This is a genomic window from Rhodohalobacter sp. SW132, from assembly GCF_003390325.1.
Lineage (GTDB): Bacteria > Bacteroidota > Rhodothermia > Balneolales > Balneolaceae > SW132.
The window spans coordinates 1-17,246 of record NZ_QUOK01000014.1; the positions used below are offsets into that span (position 1 = coordinate 1).

16 protein-coding genes are annotated in these 17,246 nt (G+C 45.6%); 12 read left to right on the forward strand and 4 right to left on the reverse strand.

Going from position 1 to position 17,246, the window contains the following annotated elements:
* Positions 1–99 precede the first annotated feature (99 nt).
* Positions 100–996, reverse strand: a complete 897-nt coding sequence (locus DYD21_RS19290) for a dimethylarginine dimethylaminohydrolase family protein (RefSeq protein WP_116038740.1) — start codon at positions 994–996, stop codon at positions 100–102.
* A gap of 171 nt (positions 997–1,167) precedes the next feature.
* Here DYD21_RS19290 and DYD21_RS19295 point away from each other — a divergent pair, with 171 nt between their 5' ends.
* Positions 1,168–2,088, forward strand: coding sequence for a DUF58 domain-containing protein (locus DYD21_RS19295; protein WP_116038657.1), 921 nt, complete (start codon positions 1,168–1,170; stop codon positions 2,086–2,088).
* A 289-nt stretch (positions 2,089–2,377) separates the two neighbouring features.
* The gene (locus DYD21_RS19300; protein WP_116038658.1) at positions 2,378–3,343 is read left to right on the forward strand and encodes a phosphoribosyltransferase family protein; all 966 of its coding nucleotides are present in this window, start codon (positions 2,378–2,380) and stop codon (positions 3,341–3,343) included.
* Positions 3,344–3,397: 54 nt separating this feature from the next.
* On the opposite strand, the gene DYD21_RS19305 is transcribed toward DYD21_RS19300, so the two are convergent.
* Positions 3,398–4,192 (reverse strand): SDR family oxidoreductase, encoded by a 795-nt coding sequence (locus DYD21_RS19305; protein ID WP_116038659.1) that lies wholly within the window; start codon positions 4,190–4,192, stop codon positions 3,398–3,400.
* A gap of 112 nt (positions 4,193–4,304) precedes the next feature.
* On the opposite strand from DYD21_RS19305, the gene DYD21_RS19310 reads away from it, so the two are divergent.
* Positions 4,305–5,006: a response regulator transcription factor gene (locus DYD21_RS19310; protein WP_116038660.1), complete on the forward strand. Its 702-nt coding sequence runs from the start codon at positions 4,305–4,307 to the stop codon at positions 5,004–5,006.
* Complete coding sequence (locus DYD21_RS19315; protein ID WP_116038661.1) at positions 5,003–6,397, forward strand: HAMP domain-containing sensor histidine kinase; 1,395 nt, start codon at positions 5,003–5,005, stop codon at positions 6,395–6,397. Before DYD21_RS19310 ends, DYD21_RS19315 begins: the two co-directional genes overlap by 4 nt.
* Before the next feature lie 48 nt (positions 6,398–6,445).
* Here the strand turns inward: DYD21_RS19315 and DYD21_RS19320 are convergent, their stop codons facing one another.
* Positions 6,446–7,099: an aquaporin gene (locus tag DYD21_RS19320; protein ID WP_116038662.1), complete on the reverse strand. Its 654-nt coding sequence runs from the start codon at positions 7,097–7,099 to the stop codon at positions 6,446–6,448.
* Between the two features lie 285 nt (positions 7,100–7,384).
* Between DYD21_RS19320 and hemH the strand changes: the two genes are divergently transcribed.
* From hemH to hemF, 6 genes are all read left to right on the forward strand, one after another.
* Positions 7,385–8,503 (forward strand): ferrochelatase, encoded by a 1,119-nt coding sequence (hemH, locus tag DYD21_RS19325; protein WP_116038663.1) that lies wholly within the window; start codon positions 7,385–7,387, stop codon positions 8,501–8,503.
* A 5-nt stretch (positions 8,504–8,508) separates the two neighbouring features.
* Entirely contained in the window at positions 8,509–9,762 is a 1,254-nt protein-coding gene (gene hemA, locus DYD21_RS19330) for a glutamyl-tRNA reductase (protein ID WP_116038664.1), read from the forward strand.
* Positions 9,763–10,680: a hydroxymethylbilane synthase gene (gene hemC / locus DYD21_RS19335; protein ID WP_116038665.1), complete on the forward strand. Its 918-nt coding sequence runs from the start codon at positions 9,763–9,765 to the stop codon at positions 10,678–10,680.
* A complete protein-coding gene (locus DYD21_RS19340) occupies positions 10,595–11,923 on the forward strand; it encodes a uroporphyrinogen-III synthase (protein ID WP_116038666.1) in 1,329 nt (442 codons plus the stop codon). The genes hemC and DYD21_RS19340 overlap by 86 nt, the downstream gene beginning before the upstream one ends.
* A 121-nt stretch (positions 11,924–12,044) precedes the next feature.
* The gene (gene hemE, locus DYD21_RS19345; RefSeq protein WP_116038667.1) at positions 12,045–13,088 is read left to right on the forward strand and encodes a uroporphyrinogen decarboxylase; all 1,044 of its coding nucleotides are present in this window, start codon (positions 12,045–12,047) and stop codon (positions 13,086–13,088) included.
* A gap of 313 nt (positions 13,089–13,401) precedes the next feature.
* Positions 13,402–14,313: an oxygen-dependent coproporphyrinogen oxidase gene (hemF, locus tag DYD21_RS19350; protein ID WP_370051362.1), complete on the forward strand. Its 912-nt coding sequence runs from the start codon at positions 13,402–13,404 to the stop codon at positions 14,311–14,313.
* A 92-nt stretch (positions 14,314–14,405) separates the two neighbouring features.
* Here hemF and DYD21_RS19355 read toward each other — a convergent pair whose 3' ends face one another.
* Positions 14,406–14,771: a nuclear transport factor 2 family protein gene (locus tag DYD21_RS19355; RefSeq protein ID WP_116038669.1), complete on the reverse strand. Its 366-nt coding sequence runs from the start codon at positions 14,769–14,771 to the stop codon at positions 14,406–14,408.
* 259 nt (positions 14,772–15,030) lie between these two features.
* Here DYD21_RS19355 and DYD21_RS19360 point away from each other — a divergent pair, with 259 nt between their 5' ends.
* Both DYD21_RS19360 and DYD21_RS19365 read left to right on the forward strand, forming a co-directional pair.
* Positions 15,031–15,393: a hypothetical protein gene (locus DYD21_RS19360; protein ID WP_116038670.1), complete on the forward strand. Its 363-nt coding sequence runs from the start codon at positions 15,031–15,033 to the stop codon at positions 15,391–15,393.
* Between the two features lie 41 nt (positions 15,394–15,434).
* Positions 15,435–17,198, forward strand: a complete 1,764-nt coding sequence (locus DYD21_RS19365) for an AbgT family transporter (protein ID WP_116038671.1) — start codon at positions 15,435–15,437, stop codon at positions 17,196–17,198.
* The last annotated feature ends 48 nt before the right edge of the window (positions 17,199–17,246 follow it).

A 17,246-nucleotide genomic window follows, 5' to 3' on the forward strand; every position in this document is an offset into this window, starting at 1 on the left:
GCATGTCAAATCACTAATTATCCAACACTCAAAACTACTACCGCCCAACTACTTACTACTTTGGCAATCTTGCACTCCACTTCATCTTAAATCTCTATTCTACCAGAGAAGCATTTTCATGCAGAATACACTGCCTCCGCTTTTGATGAATTCGTACGTACTGAATTCGTGCACGTAAAATCCGGCATCGCGAAGTTTTTGGTTCACATCGGTGCATCCCTGCTGAATCATCACATTTTTGCCATCGGGGCAAACCGCGTTGACCGCAAACAGTTTTTCCGCTTCATAGGATGAGGCCTCAATCACCGTATCAAAAACCGACCGGATCAGTTCAATTCCCTCCTCGTTAAAGGCATCGGAATAGATCAATGCTGTCGATTCGTTCAGGATACACATACAGGTATCAAGATGGTAGAACTTATCATCCTGCAGCTCGAGTGCAATTACGGGGACATCAAACAACTCGGAAATCTGATCATACACTTCGAGTGAACTCCGGAAACCGTATGCTCCCCAAATCAATCCGCGTTTGAAATGCCAGAGCGCATCTCCCATTCCTTCAAAAGACTCCACTTTTTCTGATTCCACATGGTGGATGGTATATCCCTGTTTTTTAAAAAATTCCTCGATGTAAGGCACTTCACCTTTGCGCTGATCACTGTTCATCACTCCCATCAGTACGTGTCGTTCCCCATCCGGTGCGATATAAGGCAGGCTTTGATTTGCGCTGAAAACCATATCCGGGTATCCCTTCACTCCGTCAAGAATGTGCAGTTTGTAGCCCAGCTCTTTGTAGCCGTCACGCAGATATCCCCATTCATTTTCAGCCTGCATTGTGTCAACCCGCCCAACCTGGTTTGCCATATGGGGATTAATCACATATTCAACATCAAAGTAGGTCGGTTTCACCATCATCACCTGGTCAGGTAACGGCATAGTTCGCAGATCGGAACGTTGGAAACTCAACTGGTTTGCAGAAGTAATTATGGTAGACATCTGAATAAATTTAGATTGATAGAAAGGTTCGGCAGATTTTTCTCTGTAGATTTTGTGCAGATACCCGCCGGGCTCCAAATGTAAGAGTAAAAAATATGTAATGATTGGCCAAAATGGTACGTTGGAAATTTTTCATCTTGCTGTAGCATATTTAAACCGGTAGCTTCCCATATGATTTTACAATCCGACCTTCTCAACCAGCTTGCACCCCTTGAGCTGAAAGCAAGAAAAATTATTGAGGGATTTGTCTCCGGTCTGCACCGGAGTCCGTATCACGGGTTCAGTGTGGAGTTTGCTGAACACAGACCCTATAACCAGGGTGATGATTTTAAGCATATCGACTGGAAAGTGTATGGAAAGTCGGAGCGTTTTTACGTGAAGCAGTATGAAGCAGAGACGAATCTTCGTGCACATATCGCCCTCGACACCAGCAGTTCGATGTATTTCAAACATTTTGCAGACTGGAGCAAATTGCGGTATGCGATCCACTTTGCATCGGCACTAGCGTATATGATGAATCGTCAGCGCGACGCCACCGGGCTCACACTGTTTGATGAAAAAATTCAGTTTCAACTTCCCCCAAAATCAACCCAAAGTCATCTGAGGCTTCTTTTCAGGCACCTCGAAAAAGAGCTTAAACAAGAAAAAGAGAAATCGAAAGAACAGCGGGTTTCTGCATCGGCTGACGCACTCCACTCTCTTGCTGAAAGCCTGAAACGCCGCAGCCTGGTTGTTATTCTCACCGATCTTTTTGAGAACAGAGAGAACCACGAAGCGCTCATCTCTGCCCTGCGGCATTTACGGCATCAAAAGCATGAGGTGCTCCTTTTTAATGTGTTAGAGCATCAAAGCGAACGGGAGCTTGATTTCAGCGATGGTAAATTTCTGTTCGAGGATATGGAAACCGGGTCTGAAATTGAAGTCGTGCCTTCCCAAATAAAAGAAGATTACAAGAAAAAAGTGGCTGAATACACTCACGAATTCAAAATCGCGTGCAGCAAAGCGCTGGTCGATTTTGAAGAGATCGATACTCAAAAGCCGTTTGACCTGGCACTGCTGGCATATCTGAATAAACGTAAACGGCTGATGTAGGTTTTAAATAATCTTTTTTATAACTCAGCATGTTCCTACAATTACACCGTTTCTAACCAATACCCTAATTGCATCCCCTATCTGAGGTTTTCCTTTTTCATACAAAAACTACTCATTGTAACTCTTCTGAATTCGGTATATATGAAAATATTAATCCGAAATACCATTTAAATCTACTCTGTTAACCTAAACTAACCACTTTTAAAAAAGCACTTTCGTAGTATTACAACTAATTCAATGTTAATTGATCTTTGTAATATCATCTACTTATAAATACAGTAATATTCTTATGAGAAAGAAAGAGCTACAATATCGTTCCCTGAGCGATTTAAATCACACTATTGCCAAGAATTTGCATAAATTTCCACCCAATACAGACCTTGTTGTGGGGGTACCCCGAAGCGGATTAATGGCTGCAAATATTATCGCTCTTCATCTGCATCTACCATTAACCGATGTGAACAGCTTTCTGAACGGAAAAATTCTCTCTTCTGGTAGTCGAATGAACGATACGAATAAGTCATTTGAATCAATGAAGAATATTCTTGTTGTCGATGATAGCCTTTCAACTGGAGCTGCAATGGAGAAGACGATACAAAAAATTCAGGGATCTTATCCCGATAAGTCAATTCAATTTGCTGTTGCTTATCTTAAACCAGGTATGACCCACAAAGTAGACATATTTCTTGAGGAATGCGCCATTCCTCGTGTTTTCGAGTGGAATATGATGAACCACTCGATAATTAATAAATCATGTGTTGATATTGATGGTGTTCTGTGTAAGAGCCCAACATTTGAGGAGAATAAAGACGAAAAAAATTATCTGCATTTTCTTGCTAATGCACAACCGTTACTCCGTACAGATTATAATGTCGGAATTCTGGTAACAGACCGACTGGAAAAATACCGGCCACAAACCGAAGCTTGGCTGGCTCGCCACGGCATCACATTTGATCATTTAATTATGAGAAATTTTTCAAGCCAAAAAGGATCGCGTCAGGCAGTTGACTATGGAAAATTTAAAGGTGAAATTTTTGCTAATCAGAGAAATTCTACGCTATTTATTGAAAGTTCATACACTCAGGCAAAAGAGATTGTAAAAATCTCTGGAAAACCTGTTTACTGTGTGGACAAGAGACAAATGATTTGGCCCTCTGATTTGGCCGTGGCTAAACGAAAATTTCGTAGTCTGCAACATAGAATCACCCAAAAACTGAGTTTAGTTGCGGGTCTATCCCCGGCATCCATAAATTGAGAAAACCGCTGTTTATTAAAGACCTGACTAAAAACACATGATATAATTTAAATTCTATGTGACCTTACTTCTCATCAAAATTTTGTTGAGCAGTTTTGGGAAAAAACGCTTCAGATAGACGGCAGCAATCTCTTTTCCGCCGATGTAAATTTCCTGTTTGCCGGCTGATAGTTTCGGCAGCAGTTTTTCTGCAAATTCATCCGGGCTCATCGCTTTTTTATGGGCATCTCCCATTTCGTTCAATTTGGTGCCGTCAGCTTTCAGCGCATTTTTCGTAACGTTGGTTTTCACATAACCGGGACAGACGATGGACACATCAATACCATCCTTCTGAACCTCCTGCCGCAGGCAATCGAACCAGCCGTGCAGTGCATGTTTCGATGCGGCGTACGCAGATCGATAACGCGTTCCAAACTTCCCCATCACGCTGCTGATCACCACAACGTGGCCGTGACCGCGTTCAATCATCGCCGGCACAACAGCCTTCGTGAGAGCGATAGCACCAAAAAAGTTAATCTCCATCAGGTGACGAATAGACGCCATATCCGCCTCGAGTGCATACGCCCGCTGGCTGATCCCGCCATTATTTATCAGGATATCCACCCCCCCAAAGTGAGTTTTTGCCTCGGCTGTTTTTTCAGAAAACAGATCTGATTCAGTCAAATCGAGGGGCAGAACCAGGATATCTTCGGGGTTACCGCTGCAGTTCTTTTTCACCCGTTCCAGCTCTTGTTCTCTTCGCGCAGATAGAATTAAGCGCGCCCCCTTTTTGTTTAAAGCATACGCTAATGCTTCCCCGATCCCGGATGAAGCACCGGTGATCCAAACAACTTTATTTTGGTAGTACATAATTTAGACCTGGTGATTTTGATTCTATTTTAAAAACAAATCTGAACGGATTAAAAAAACTTGTAGCTTTTCCCTATTTTCCTGCTCAAATGATAATGTATGACAACCACTTATGCACCATAAACACACCATTCTTTTAGTCGAAGATGAAAAAGAGCCCGCAGACATGCTGGCCAATTTTTTAGAGATTGAAAATTTTAACGTGCTTGTTGCATACGACGGTAAAGAGGCTCTCGCTCTGATTGACAAGCGGGCGGATGAAATTGATGTTGCCATTCTCGACATCATGGTGCCGCATGTGGATGGAAAAGAGATCTGCAGGAGAATCCGTAAACACCCGGTCCTTTCCGGAATCCCCGTTATTTTTCTCACCGCTCGCGATCAAGAAAAGGATGAAATTGAAGGGCTTGAGCTTGGTGCCGACGATTACATCCCAAAACCCGCCAGCCTGAAACTGGTAAAAGCGCACGTGGAGTCACTCCTGCGCAGACAGCAGCCACAAAACAGTAAATGGTTACAATATGGCGATCTTTACCTCGATACCATCGGAAAAGATCTGTATCAAAAAGAGAAACGTATCGATCTAACTTCAACCGAGTATGCTCTGGCAGAACTTTTTTTCCAGAATCCTAAAATGGTTTATAGCCGTCAACAGATTCTTGAGCATATTGGCGATGATGATAAATTTGTATTCGACCGCACGGTTGACGTTCATGTGAAAAATCTACGCCTGAAAATGGGCGATTCGTCAGACGTCATTAAAACGTATCGCGGGCTGGGTTACGGTTTAAATCGTGATCTTTTTCAAACATGAGTATTCGTGCGAAATTAGCCTGGACCTTTATTCTGCTGCTGATCTTCGGTATCACTGCCATCAGCAGTTATTCGATTCTTTTCATCCGTAATTATCTGCTCAACGAAGGCGAAGAGCAGATTTTGAACGATACAGAGTGGCTTGCCATCACCATTCAAAATCTTCAGTCTGATGAGCAGTTCGAAACCAACCTCAATGAAGCGGCGCGTACATCAGGCTACAGAATATCGATATATGATGGCGATGGAATTTTGTTTGCGAGCGTGCCCTATTACGAAGAAGCGAATGAAGATACCAAGCTGGAACAAAACCGGCAAAACAGCCTTGAAAATTCCGGAATCGTTCTCCTGGAAAATGAGCCTGACAGTGATGATTTAGTGGCTTATATGGCTATCAGCGGGGGAAACAACCCGGCGCGTTATATTCGCGTTAGTATTAATAAAGATCAGATTTATGAGCCGATTCGAACGATTCGATGGATTATTTATACCGGCATGTTTATCTCCATGGGGCTTGTGATCCTGGTGAGCGTTCTCTTTTCCCGTTCTATTTCCAAACCGATCATTCAGCTTGAATCTGCTGCCCGCGACATTGCAGACGGAAACGTAAATCGCACACTGAAACTTGATCGTAAAGATGAATTTGGCACACTCGCAAAATCGCTGAACCAGATGGCTGAACGGCTCCGTGCTGACAACGAAACCCTGAAGGCGATGTATGAAAAACAGCGGCAATTCTTCGCAGATATCACCCACGAAATCAGAAATCCGCTGCACACAATCTCAGGCTCGCTTGAAATGCTGCAGCTGAAAAACCTGTCTGACGAGAAAAAAGAAAGATATATAGAAACTGCTGCCCGGCAAACCGGACGTATCAACCAGCTGTTTAAAGATTTGATGACGCTGCAGCGGTACGACAGTGACAGCTATTTTATTGAGAAAAAACCATTCGACATTCAGCTTATACTGGATGATATAGAAGAACTTTATAAAAACAGGGCGGCAAAAAAAGGACTCCAGTTCGAGGTGGATAAACAGTCGGTATCGGTATATGCGGATCCTAATAAAATTGAACAGGTGCTTGAAAACCTTGTCTCCAATGCTGTGAAATATACAAACGAGGGATTTATAAAAGTATCGATAGAAGAATTTGACGATCACCTTTCGGTGGAGGTTAGCGATTCGGGAATTGGCATATCAGAAAACCATCTCTCCCGCCTGTTCGACCGGTTCTACCGAACGGATAAAGCCCGCTCCCGTGATAAGGGCGGCACCGGGCTCGGCCTTGCCGTTGTAAAAAGTATTTTAACAGCCCATAAAACAGAAATTAAAGTAAAAAGCACACCGGGTAAAGGTTCTGCTTTTTGGTTTACCCTTCAAAAACCCACATAAAAAAAGGCATCGGCTGACCTGCGTATTCCTTTGTTAATATCAGCTAAACTAAACTTCTTTTGCGGCTTCAATTTCGGGATCGTTATCCCGGTTTGAGAATAGTTTTCTGTGGATGACACCCGCTATCAACGCAGCAATAAGCGGTGTAAAAAAATAAACCGGCAGGTGCCGATAGCTGTTGCCGTCTTGCAGATAATCGATAAGGGAGAACGCTGAACTGAATGCGGGGTGCAGACCAAATCCGTTTACCGGTTCAGCCGCCATCAGGCAGCCGGCAAAACCGGCACCTGCCACGATCCCAACCAGAGACCGTTTCTGAACCGACGCCGGGTAGATCATAATCAAAAAAAGCAGTACAAAAATGAACGAGAAAAGAAATTCAAGAAAAATAAATTCGGCCACACTGCTTGATGGTGCCGGACCGGGAATGTAGGTAATACGGGTAATACGATCTGCCAGAAAAGCCCCCACGGAAGCGCCGATAAACTGCCCGAATAGTCTCAGAGCCAGTGTACCCGAACTTTCCTTTCCAAGTGTCCACACTCCCAATGATACCGCGGGATTGAAATGTACCCCGGTGACAGAAAAACCGATATAGAGCAAGACCATCAGAACCAACCCGGCGGTAACAGGGTCGGCCGTTACTCCGAGTGCCAGCACAAGAGCCAGGGTTCCAATGGCTTCAATTGTAATTTTGAGCATATTGCTTTAATGCAATCTATTGTACTTCAGTTCGTATATAACAGCTTAATGGCAATATCATTACTTCACGTAAACCTAAAGTGAATGTTACACTCAATTCATTATGAGTGAGGTTACTTATCGGCATTTCTGCCTATATCTAAAAGAAACAGTATAGAATGAGTCCGCTTTTCTTATTTAGAACCTGTCTAACCATTCAATCTTCACCACGCCTTCACAAAAAAAGAGTTATTTTCACGCGGCTCAAACTATGGAAACACATAAGCGATAATAACCCCACACGACATGAAGCTTGGAATTGTACTAATGAACCTTGGCGGGCCTACCCACGAGGATAATGTCAGGATATTTTTGAAGAATCTATTCAGTGATGAAGATATCATCAAACTTGGAGGTGGGTTTAGCCAGAACCTGTTCGCGAAAATTATCTCTAAATTCCGGGCTCCTTCTGTAGCAGAGGATTATAAGGAGATTAATGGATGCCCGAAAGGATGTACGGGAAACAAGCATTGTTTCAACAGACAGAATAAAGTTATCTCGGAATGCTGCTCACCTATTAATGGTCTCACAGAAGCGCAGCGCAGAGGTCTCGAAAAATATTTCAGAAATTTGTTACCCGAAACCGAAGTAAAAGTTTATACCTGCATGCGCTACTGGCTGCCGTTTGCAGACCAGATTATGGATGATATGCTGGAAGATGAAATTACTCATACGGTTCTGATGCCGCTCTACCCTCAATTTTCCTGGACTACAACCGGTAGCAGTTTCCGGGACTGGGAAGATGTTGAAAAAGAGAAATTTGGCAAGACAGGTGCTCCCTGGAAACAGTTTCATGTAAAAAATTATCACCGGAACGAGTCGTACCTTCAGGCAATTAATGACAGGATTGATGAATCGCTTGCTGAGCTCGATGAAGAGACACGCCAGAAAACACATTTGATTTTCAGCGCTCATGGAACACCGATCCTTGAAGTAAAAAGCGGTGATCCATATACTGTAGAGGTTAAAGAAACGATGGAAGCGGTGATGGAACGCCGGGAGGAAAAACACTCCTACTGGCTCGGTTTCCAATCTAAAGTGGGCCCACAAAAATGGACTCAGCCTAATACAGAAGACCTGGTAAGACGGCATCTGGAATATGGTATCAAAAACTTTTTGATGATACCGGTCGCGTTTGTGACCGACCACATCGAAACACTTTTTGAACTGGGCGTTGAACTTAAGGAAGACCTGGAAGAAGAAGGTTTTGAGTTCGAAAGTTTAAAAGTAATGAGTGGCTTGAACGACCACCCGCTGTACCTGAAAGCACTCGCCGAGGAAACTTTGCGCGTGTTATCACATGAAATCGATCGTTCAACCGTTCAATGGGATCAGAAAAATTCAACTAAAGCAGTTACGGCATAATCAGGATGGTTCATCCAAGTCTAAATAATTTTACTTTAATCGGAATCAATCACTGGGATGCTCCTGTAGAAATCAGGGAGAAATTCAGCCTGATCGGCGAGAGGAAAAGGCTTTTTCTTGACGGAGCAAAACGGGAGGGGATCGAAAGTATTTTCGTGATCTCTACCTGTAACCGTACCGAAGTGATTGCCAACGGAGCCACAACCCGTGAGCTCATCCGTCTGCTCACAACATATTCCAGCGGAAACCTGGATGAGTTCCACAAATACGGGTTTGAACTCGAAGGACCACGTGCCATTGAACATCTTTTCAAGGTTGCTACCGGTCTCGATTCCCAAATCCTGGGTGACCTTCAAATCGTAAAACAGGTGAAAGAGGGGTATGAACTTTCCGGCTCCGAAGGGATGATTTCCGGCGAAATGCACCGCCTGATGCAGCACGTTTTCCGAGCGCACAAACGATCACGTAATGAAACGTCGCTCGGTCAGGGTGCCGCAACTGTTGCTTATGCTGCCGTGAAATTTGCTGTTCAGACGTTCGAAAATCTGCACGATAAGAATATTTTACTCGTGGGTACCGGTAAAATCGGAAAAGTGACCTGCAAAAATCTAATTAATCTTGGTGCCAGCAAACTCACGCTGATCAACCGTACCCGGGACCGTGCCGAATTTGTGGCTGACAAATTTAATCTTGAAGTAGCCGATATGGAACGACTGCCGGAACAGATCGCCGATGCCGATCTCGTGATTGTTGCTACCGGTGCGAGCGAACCGGTAATCCGCCCCGAGCATATGCAGCCATCAATGGAAAATCCAAAGTTCAAGATCATGCTTGATCTATCCGTTCCCAGGAACATCGACCCGAATGTGGCGACACTCGATTTTGTAGATGTAGCCAATATGGATATGCTGGGTGATGTTACCGATGAGGCGTACAGCAAGCGGGAAGAGGAAGTTCCACTGGTGAAAAAAATTATAGAACAGGAACTCTCCGACTACCAGCTATGGATCAGCGAACAGCGCGTAGTGCCTACAATTAAAGCACTGACCCGAAAATTTGAAGCGATCCGTGAGGATGAATTCCAGTTTTTCAGAAATAAAATCAGTTCAAAGGATCAACAAAAAATTGATAATCTAACCCGCCGGATTGTCAACAAAATTGCAGCCTATAGCATCGAACACCTTCGCGATCACCATCAAAGTGATGACGTTGCCAAAATGGTGGAAGATATGTTTAAGCTGGAAACCGAAGAGAAATAAATGGCTGGTCAACCGATTCGAATTGGTACCCGCGACAGTGAACTTGCCACCTGGCAGGCCAAAAAAGTAGCTGCAGAACTTCAAAACAGCGGACATCAAACAGAGCTTATTTTTGTGAAATCGGAGGGGGATCTGGATCTCACTACACCACTTACGGAGATGGGTGGAAAAGGCGTTTTCACCAAAGCACTGGATGACGCGCTTCTTGAAGACCGGATTGATCTTGCCGTACACTCCTACAAAGATCTTCCTACTGAAAACCCTCTGCCTCTTATTGTTTCTGCTGTGATGGAACGGGAAGATCCTCGCGACTCTCTCGTAGCGCCAAAAGGAACCGACTTTTTAGATGATCCAACCGTCCAGGCGACCGTCGCCACCAGCAGCAATCGCCGCCGGGCGCAGTGGCTGCACCGATATCCGAATCATAAAATCACCAACATCCGCGGAAATGTAAATACCCGCCTGCGGAAAGTGAGTGAAAACGGCTGGCACGGGGCAATTTTCGCCGCAGCCGGACTCAAACGAATCAATCTGGATCATAACATTTCTGCTTACCTCAACTGGATGATCCCCGCTCCTGCGCAAGGGGCGATGGCGGTGATGGTCCGCGAAGATGACGATAAGTTGATAAATATCACCTCAGAGCTGAATCATTCTGAAACGGCACTCTGTACCGGTATTGAACGCGAGCTGCTCAATGAAATGGAAGCTGGCTGCAGCGCTCCCGTCGGTGCCTACGCCTGGATTGAAGAGAAACAGCTGATTTTCCAGGCCGTGGCTTTGAAAATTGACGGCTCTCTGCAGTACGATATTGAAATGACAGCACCGGTACATGAAGCCAAAGGACTGGGCCGTAAAGCCGCCCAAAAGCTTCTGGACCAGGGAGCAGACAAGCTGGTGGAAGATTTACGAAAGTAGAACCAGTCGTTATAAACAGGATCTGATCTTGCCAAACACCCGCAACATATTGATTACCCGTGAGCTGACCAATTCGCAGCGTTCTCTTGCTGATGATCTTGGGTTGAGCGTTACCGAAGAACCTGCTCTCACAATTGAATTCAGAAGCAACTGGCTCTCTGTGCAGCGTATTCTGGATGAATCAAAAAAAGTAGTGTTTGCTTTCACCAGCCGGAATGGTGTAAAAGGATTTGATCAGTTCAGGCAGGCTGGTGTACGGTTTCCAGAAAATACACCAGTTTACGCGGTTGGCGGAAAGACAGCCGAGACGCTGAAAGATATCGGTTTCGATGATGTGTCTGTCCCCGATCAACAGGATGGAGTCGGGCTTGCTCATCTAATCATTGATGATTTTTTGAAGATGCCTGAACTAAAAGATACCACGGTACTTCATTTTTGCGGAGACAAAAGGCGGGATGAACTTCGTCACTATCTCACAGAATCGGAAATCGATATAAAAGATATTGTTGTATATGCAACTAAGCTGAATCAAATGAAGCTTCCATCAGAACCTGTCGACGGAATCTTGTTCTACAGCCCAAGTTCCGTACAGGCCTTTCGCCAAAGCGGCGGGTTTCGCCAGCCTGAACTTCCGGAACTCTTCGCCATTGGCTCGACCACGGCAGAGGAGCTAAGCATCGAATCAGGCCGTCACGTACACATCAGCCCTGAACCGGATACGGTGGTTTTTTTAAGGTTTGTGGCAAGGGTTTTGGGGGAAACTGGCAATAAGCCAGTTGAGGAGTGTACCCCTTTGAAGGGGGCAATGGGGGATGACACAAATCTCCACTACAACAAAAGCCTCAAAGAACTGGCCCAAAAACTCCGAAACAACTCCACAAAAGCAGAAATTCGGCTATGGACCGAACTGTTCCGAGGTAAACAAACCGGATACACAATTCTGCGTCAGCGGCCCGTACTTAATTATATAGCAGATTTTCTTTGTAAAGATTTAAAACTGATCATTGAATTAGATGGGTTTTCACACGAGTTTGAACAACAGTGGAAAAAGGATAAAAAGAGACAGACTGAGCTTGAAGATGCTGGTTTCAAAATCCTCAAGTTTTCTGATGATGAAGTGATGAAAGACTTAAGAAATGTAGAAAGTGAAATAATGCACTGGATTGAAAAGCTTGAATCTAATAAAGGTGATGATTCTAGTCCCCCTTTGAAGGGGGAAAGCACCCAAGGTGCAGGGGGATGACCAGCAAGGTCTTAAACCCTTTAACAATTTCCATTTAGATTCACCGCTCCGATTATCATCCCCCATTGCCCCCTTCCAAGGGGGACACTTCGAAATTAATTACAAAACTTAAATTTGTCTCATGCCCCACAACTTCCCAAAACTTAAAAACGACCTATTCCTCCGCGCACTGAAAGGTGAAGAGGTAGAACGCCCGCCAGTATGGATGATGCGTCAGGCCGGGCGGTATTTACCGCAGTATATGGTTCTTCGCCGGAAATACACGTTCTTTGAACGGGTGGAAACTCCTGAGCTGGCGTGTGAAATCACCCTGCAGCCGATTGATGAACTGGAGCCGGATGCGGCCATTATTTTCTCCGATATTCTCACCATCCCGCAGGCGCTTGGGATTGATGTGGATCTTGTAAAAGGAAAAGGACCTGTCCTGGAAAACAACATCAAAACGGTTGATGATGCGTTTTCCATTCTGGCTGAGGATGTGCCTCAAAAGCTGGATCACGTTATGAAGGCGATCACGCTTACCCGTCATGAACTCAACGGTCGTGTTCCGTTAATTGGCTTTGGCGGAGCACCGTGGACCCTTTTCTGCTACATGGTTCAGGGCGAAGGCTCAAAGACATTCGACAAAGCCAAGGCGTTTCTCTATCAGCATCCAGATGCTGCGCGACATGTGATGAAAGAGCTGACAAAAGCTACCATCGACTACCTGCAGGCGCAGGTGGAGGCGGGCGCCCAGGCGATCCAGGTGTTTGATTCATGGAGCGGACTTCTGAGTCCAGACGATTTTAACGAATGGGCGATGCCCTACTTGATGGAGATCACGCAGTCGATCAAGGATGTGCCGGTCATTCTTTTTGCGAAAGGATCGTGGTACGCACTGGAGCGGCTGAGCTACAAAAGCGGTGCTGCTGCTCTTGGAATTGACTGGACCATCAGTCCGGAGTTTGCCCGCGAAAAAACCCGCAATGATATAACACTGCAGGGAAATTTTGATCCCGTCAGACTCCTCTCCCCGATCCCTGAAATTGAACGCCAGACCAAACGAATGATCGACCGTTTTGGCACACAGAGATACATCGCCAACCTCGGTCACGGAATTCTGCCACACATTCCCGTTGATCACGCCCGCGCGTTTGTGGATACGGTGAAGGGGTATGGGGGATAGATATTAGATGTGAGATAATAGATTTTAGAAAAAGTGAAAGGGCAAAAGTGAGAAGTGAGAAGGTGTCAATCCCCTCCCCGAAAAATCGGGACCAGGTTTGGCTTGAGAGGGGACAGATCAAACCGCGTACAGCGACTTTGATCAGGGGTGTGTTGGTGCGGCTGGAGACCGGAAGTGAACTCAGGAACTGTATCAACACTCCGTAAACACACCCCTCGATCATGAAAAGCAGCTGTGCTGTTTTCATTCACTTTTCCCCTCTGTAGAGGGGATTTAATATATCCAAAAACATATTTCTCCCAACATGTCACAAATCAAACAAAACTTCTCAAACTACATCGACAACCTCCAGGATGAAATCTGTGCCGCAATGGAAGAGACCGACGGCAGCGGCCGGTTTCACGAGGATAACTGGGAGCGGGATGGCGGCGGCGGCGGTCGGACCCGCGTGATTGAAAAAGGCGATCTGTTCGAAAAAGGCGGAGTGAATATTTCGAGGGTCTGGGGCGAACTGCCTGATCCGATCAAGAAACACTTCAATGTGAAGAGCGGATGGTTCTGGGCCGGCGGTCTTTCCCTGGTGATCCACCCGGAAAACCCGATGGTGCCCACCGTTCACGCCAATTTCCGCTACTTCGAGCTCTATGACGATGAAGCAATGGAGAACGCTGTTGACGGCTGGTTTGGTGGTGGTGCGGATCTGACGCCATACTACCTGTTCGAAGAAGACGCCGTCCACTTTCATAAAGTGTTTAAATCTGCATGCGACCGGCACGGAGAAGAGCTTTATCCTAACTATAAAAAGGAGTGCGATGAGTACTTCCATAACGCGCATCGCGGTGAGGGCCGCGGTATCGGGGGACTCTTTTTTGACTACCTGCGGGCAGATGACTCCATGAGCCTTGAAGATTGGTACGCGTTCACAACCGATGTGGGAAGTTCATTTATTGAAGCGTACCGGCCGATTGCTGAAAAACGGAAATCAGAGCCGTACAATCCTGCACAACGCTACTGGCAGGAGATTCGCCGAGGACGTTACGTGGAGTTCAATCTGATTCACGATCGCGGTACACTTTTTGGCCTGAAAACCAACGGAAGAATTGAATCGATCCTGATGAGTCTGCCACCAAGGGTACGATGGGATTACGACCATCACCCTGAACCGGGGACGAAAGAGGCTGAACTGGTGGATGTGTTGAAGAATCCTAAGGAGTGGGCGGGGTAGATTTTAGATGATAGATGGCAGATATTAGGTAAAAACTAAAAAAGCCCTCCGTTTCCGGAGGGCTTTGATTTTTTCCCAAAAGACAAAAAGAATTATCCCTGCTGGGTTCCGTAAAATCGTTCTCTCACGATTTTGCCGTCTTCCCACTGCTGGGTGGCAACCTGCTCGAGTTTGGTGGATTCATCTGCACCTTTAAAGGTTACATCCATCCAGCTCTCAACAGCTGTGGTTTCTTCTTCCTCATTGGCTGTGATTGAAACGACTTCCATGCCGTTAAAGGATTCAACACTGCCAAAAAATTCGTTCTCTCTGTCACGGTTGGCATCTTTTCCGGACACTACAGTTCCATCTTCGAGAATCATATCTACGTTCTCTGCGTAATATTTCTCAAAGGCATCCAATGCCGTTCCGTTTTGGACATGGTTATAAACATCTTTAATCTTTTCTTTTACACTCATTGTACTTCTTTTTTTAATTATTGTTTAATGTGGAATGATTTCACCTCTTACAACTGATCAAATAGCTGTTTCGTTTACTTAATCGAAAAATAATTGTTCTCTTTTTAAGGCAATACTTTAAAACTTCGCCACTCGGCGGCTGATATTACCTTAAACCATTTTTTTTAATTTCAGAAAAGCCTGTAATCCTTTATACTCAGTAGATACAATCCGAAAAATGGTTCGGAAGTCGCTATAACCAAACCACGATTATCATTACATGCGGGATTTCTTCATACTGCTTTTCATTTTTTGGATTACCACTCTATTTCTGCCCTGGTACGCCCTGCTGATCCCCGCAATATTGTTTGGTGCAGTACTTTTTTATAAAAGTCTTCGCGCATTTTTCACAGGATTTCTTGCAGGTGCAACTGCCTGGGGTGTTCAGGTGATTTATATCGATATCATGAACGCTTCGATATTGTCTAACAGAATAGCAGAAATGCTGGGCGCCGGAAGCAGCTGGCTGGTGCTTTTGATTACCGCACTTATTGGCGGACTCGTTTGCGGGTGCGGAACCCTTCTCGGCAACCGGTTCAGAATCTTATTTCAGCCAAAAAACAGGCCCCAATCGGCAACCTGATTATATTCAAATTCATTTATTCTCATTCAGTTTGATTTCATATGAGCGAATATCCTAAAGTTGAAGATCCCAATCCACCGGGTCCGGAAAAGGAAAAAAAGACACTTTTCACCCGGTTTTTAGATTTTGTTGAATGGCTTGGAAACCTGCTTCCGCACCCCGTTACCCTGTTTGCAATTTTTGCCATTGGTGTTGTATTTGCCAGCGGCCTTGCAGAGTGGCTTAACTGGACGGCCGTTGATCCCCGCGACCCCGAAGGCAACACCATCATCGAACCGGTCAGTTTGATGAATGCCGACGGTTTCCGGATGATTGTAGAGAATATGGTCACCAACTTCACGAGTTTTGCCCCGCTTGGTGTGGTACTCGTGGCACTGCTGGGAGTTGGGGTGGCAGAACACTCCGGGCTGATCAGCGCCTGTATTCGCGGAATCGTACTGAAAGCGGCATCTTTCAAACCGAAAAAAAAGGTATCCGGATTTCAAATAAGCATTTTTGAGTCATCAAACCCACTTCTGAAAGCACTCGACATTGTGCTGGTGCCTTTTCGATTTGTGTACCATCTTCTGATGGTGCCGATCCGCCCGATGCTCAATTTTATCCTGATTCCTAAAAACCTCGTGACCGTTGCCATCTGTTTCGCTGCGGTCATCTCCAACACAGCCTCAGAAATGGGATATGTTGTGCTCGTGCCCCTTGCCGCTGTTATTTTTCATTCGATGGGCCGGCATCCGCTGGCCGGACTTGCCTGCGCATTTGCCTGCGTTTCCGGCGGATACAGCGCAAACCTTCTCATCGGGACCATCGATCCGCTTCTGGCCGGACTCACGCAGGAAGCTGCGATGCTGATCGATGAGGACTATACGGTTCACGCCGCCGTCAACTACTACTTTATGTTCATCAGCACGTTTTTAATAACCGCTGTGGGCACGTTTGTTACCCTCAAAATCGTGGAGCCAAAACTTGGCACGTACGATGAAAGCATGGCGATGGAAGATCTGTCTGATGAAGTTTCGATGGATCCGCTTTCTAAAAAAGAACTCCGCGCCCTCGCCTGGACCGGCGTTAGTGTTTTCGTGATGTTTACGCTGCTTGCCCTTACGATTGTTCCCGAGTGGGGAGTTCTGCGCAACCCGGAAACAGGCGATATTCTCCGCTCTCCATTCCTTAACGGAATCGTAACGTTTATCTTCATCTGCTTTCTTATCCCGGGATTTGTGTACGGGAGACTGGTCGGCACCATGAAGGATGACCGCGACGTAATTGAAGGCATGTCGAACGCGATGTCAACGCTCGGGCTTTATATAGTAATCGTCTTTTTTGCAGCTCAGTTTGTGGCCTATTTCGGATGGAGTAATCTCGGGCAAATTTTTGCTGTAAAAGGCGCCAACTTTCTGCAGGATATCGGGATGACCGGCCCGATTATTTTTATAGGATTTATTTTTGTATCCGGATCGGTAAACCTGATGCTCGGCTCAGCTTCTGCGCAGTGGGCCGTAACCGCCCCAATCTTCGTCCCAATGCTGATGCTGATCGGCTACAGCCCGGAGGTGATCCAGGCCGCATACCGTATCGGCGATTCAGTAACCAACATTATCACCCCGATGATGAGTTATTTCGGTTTGATCCTCGCTTTTGCGAATAAATACGATAGGGATCTTGGAATCGGGACAATCATCGCGATGATGCTTCCTTACAGTATCTTTTTCCTAATCGGATGGATTGCAATCTTCTACCTCTGGGTATTTGGGCTTGGCCTCCCTGTTGGTCCCGAAGCACCTACCTATTATATTATTGGTGAATGAGACGTATTATAAAGTCTACACAAATATCACGATAACCTGAGTTCAATC

Bases quoted from the DNA above. Each gene is read 5' to 3' on its own strand.
- DYD21_RS19290 (WP_116038740.1), bottom strand. From the start codon at position 996: ATGTCTACCATAATTACTTCTGCAAACCAGTTGAGTTTCCAACGTTCC.
- DYD21_RS19295 (WP_116038657.1), top strand. From the start codon at position 1,168: ATGATTTTACAATCCGACCTTCTCAACCAGCTTGCACCCCTTGAGCTG.
- DYD21_RS19300 (WP_116038658.1), top strand. From the start codon at position 2,378: ATGAGAAAGAAAGAGCTACAATATCGTTCCCTGAGCGATTTAAATCAC.
- DYD21_RS19305 (WP_116038659.1), bottom strand. From the start codon at position 4,192: ATGTACTACCAAAATAAAGTTGTTTGGATCACCGGTGCTTCATCCGGG.
- DYD21_RS19310 (WP_116038660.1), top strand. From the start codon at position 4,305: ATGCACCATAAACACACCATTCTTTTAGTCGAAGATGAAAAAGAGCCC.
- DYD21_RS19315 (WP_116038661.1), top strand. From the start codon at position 5,003: ATGAGTATTCGTGCGAAATTAGCCTGGACCTTTATTCTGCTGCTGATC.
- DYD21_RS19320 (WP_116038662.1), bottom strand. From the start codon at position 7,099: ATGCTCAAAATTACAATTGAAGCCATTGGAACCCTGGCTCTTGTGCTG.
- hemH (WP_116038663.1), top strand. From the start codon at position 7,385: ATGAAGCTTGGAATTGTACTAATGAACCTTGGCGGGCCTACCCACGAG.
- hemA (WP_116038664.1), top strand. From the start codon at position 8,509: ATGGTTCATCCAAGTCTAAATAATTTTACTTTAATCGGAATCAATCAC.
- hemC (WP_116038665.1), top strand. From the start codon at position 9,763: ATGGCTGGTCAACCGATTCGAATTGGTACCCGCGACAGTGAACTTGCC.
- DYD21_RS19340 (WP_116038666.1), top strand. From the start codon at position 10,595: ATGAAGCCAAAGGACTGGGCCGTAAAGCCGCCCAAAAGCTTCTGGACC.
- hemE (WP_116038667.1), top strand. From the start codon at position 12,045: ATGCCCCACAACTTCCCAAAACTTAAAAACGACCTATTCCTCCGCGCA.
- DYD21_RS19355 (WP_116038669.1), bottom strand. From the start codon at position 14,771: ATGAGTGTAAAAGAAAAGATTAAAGATGTTTATAACCATGTCCAAAAC.
- DYD21_RS19360 (WP_116038670.1), top strand. From the start codon at position 15,031: ATGCGGGATTTCTTCATACTGCTTTTCATTTTTTGGATTACCACTCTA.
- DYD21_RS19365 (WP_116038671.1), top strand. From the start codon at position 15,435: ATGAGCGAATATCCTAAAGTTGAAGATCCCAATCCACCGGGTCCGGAA.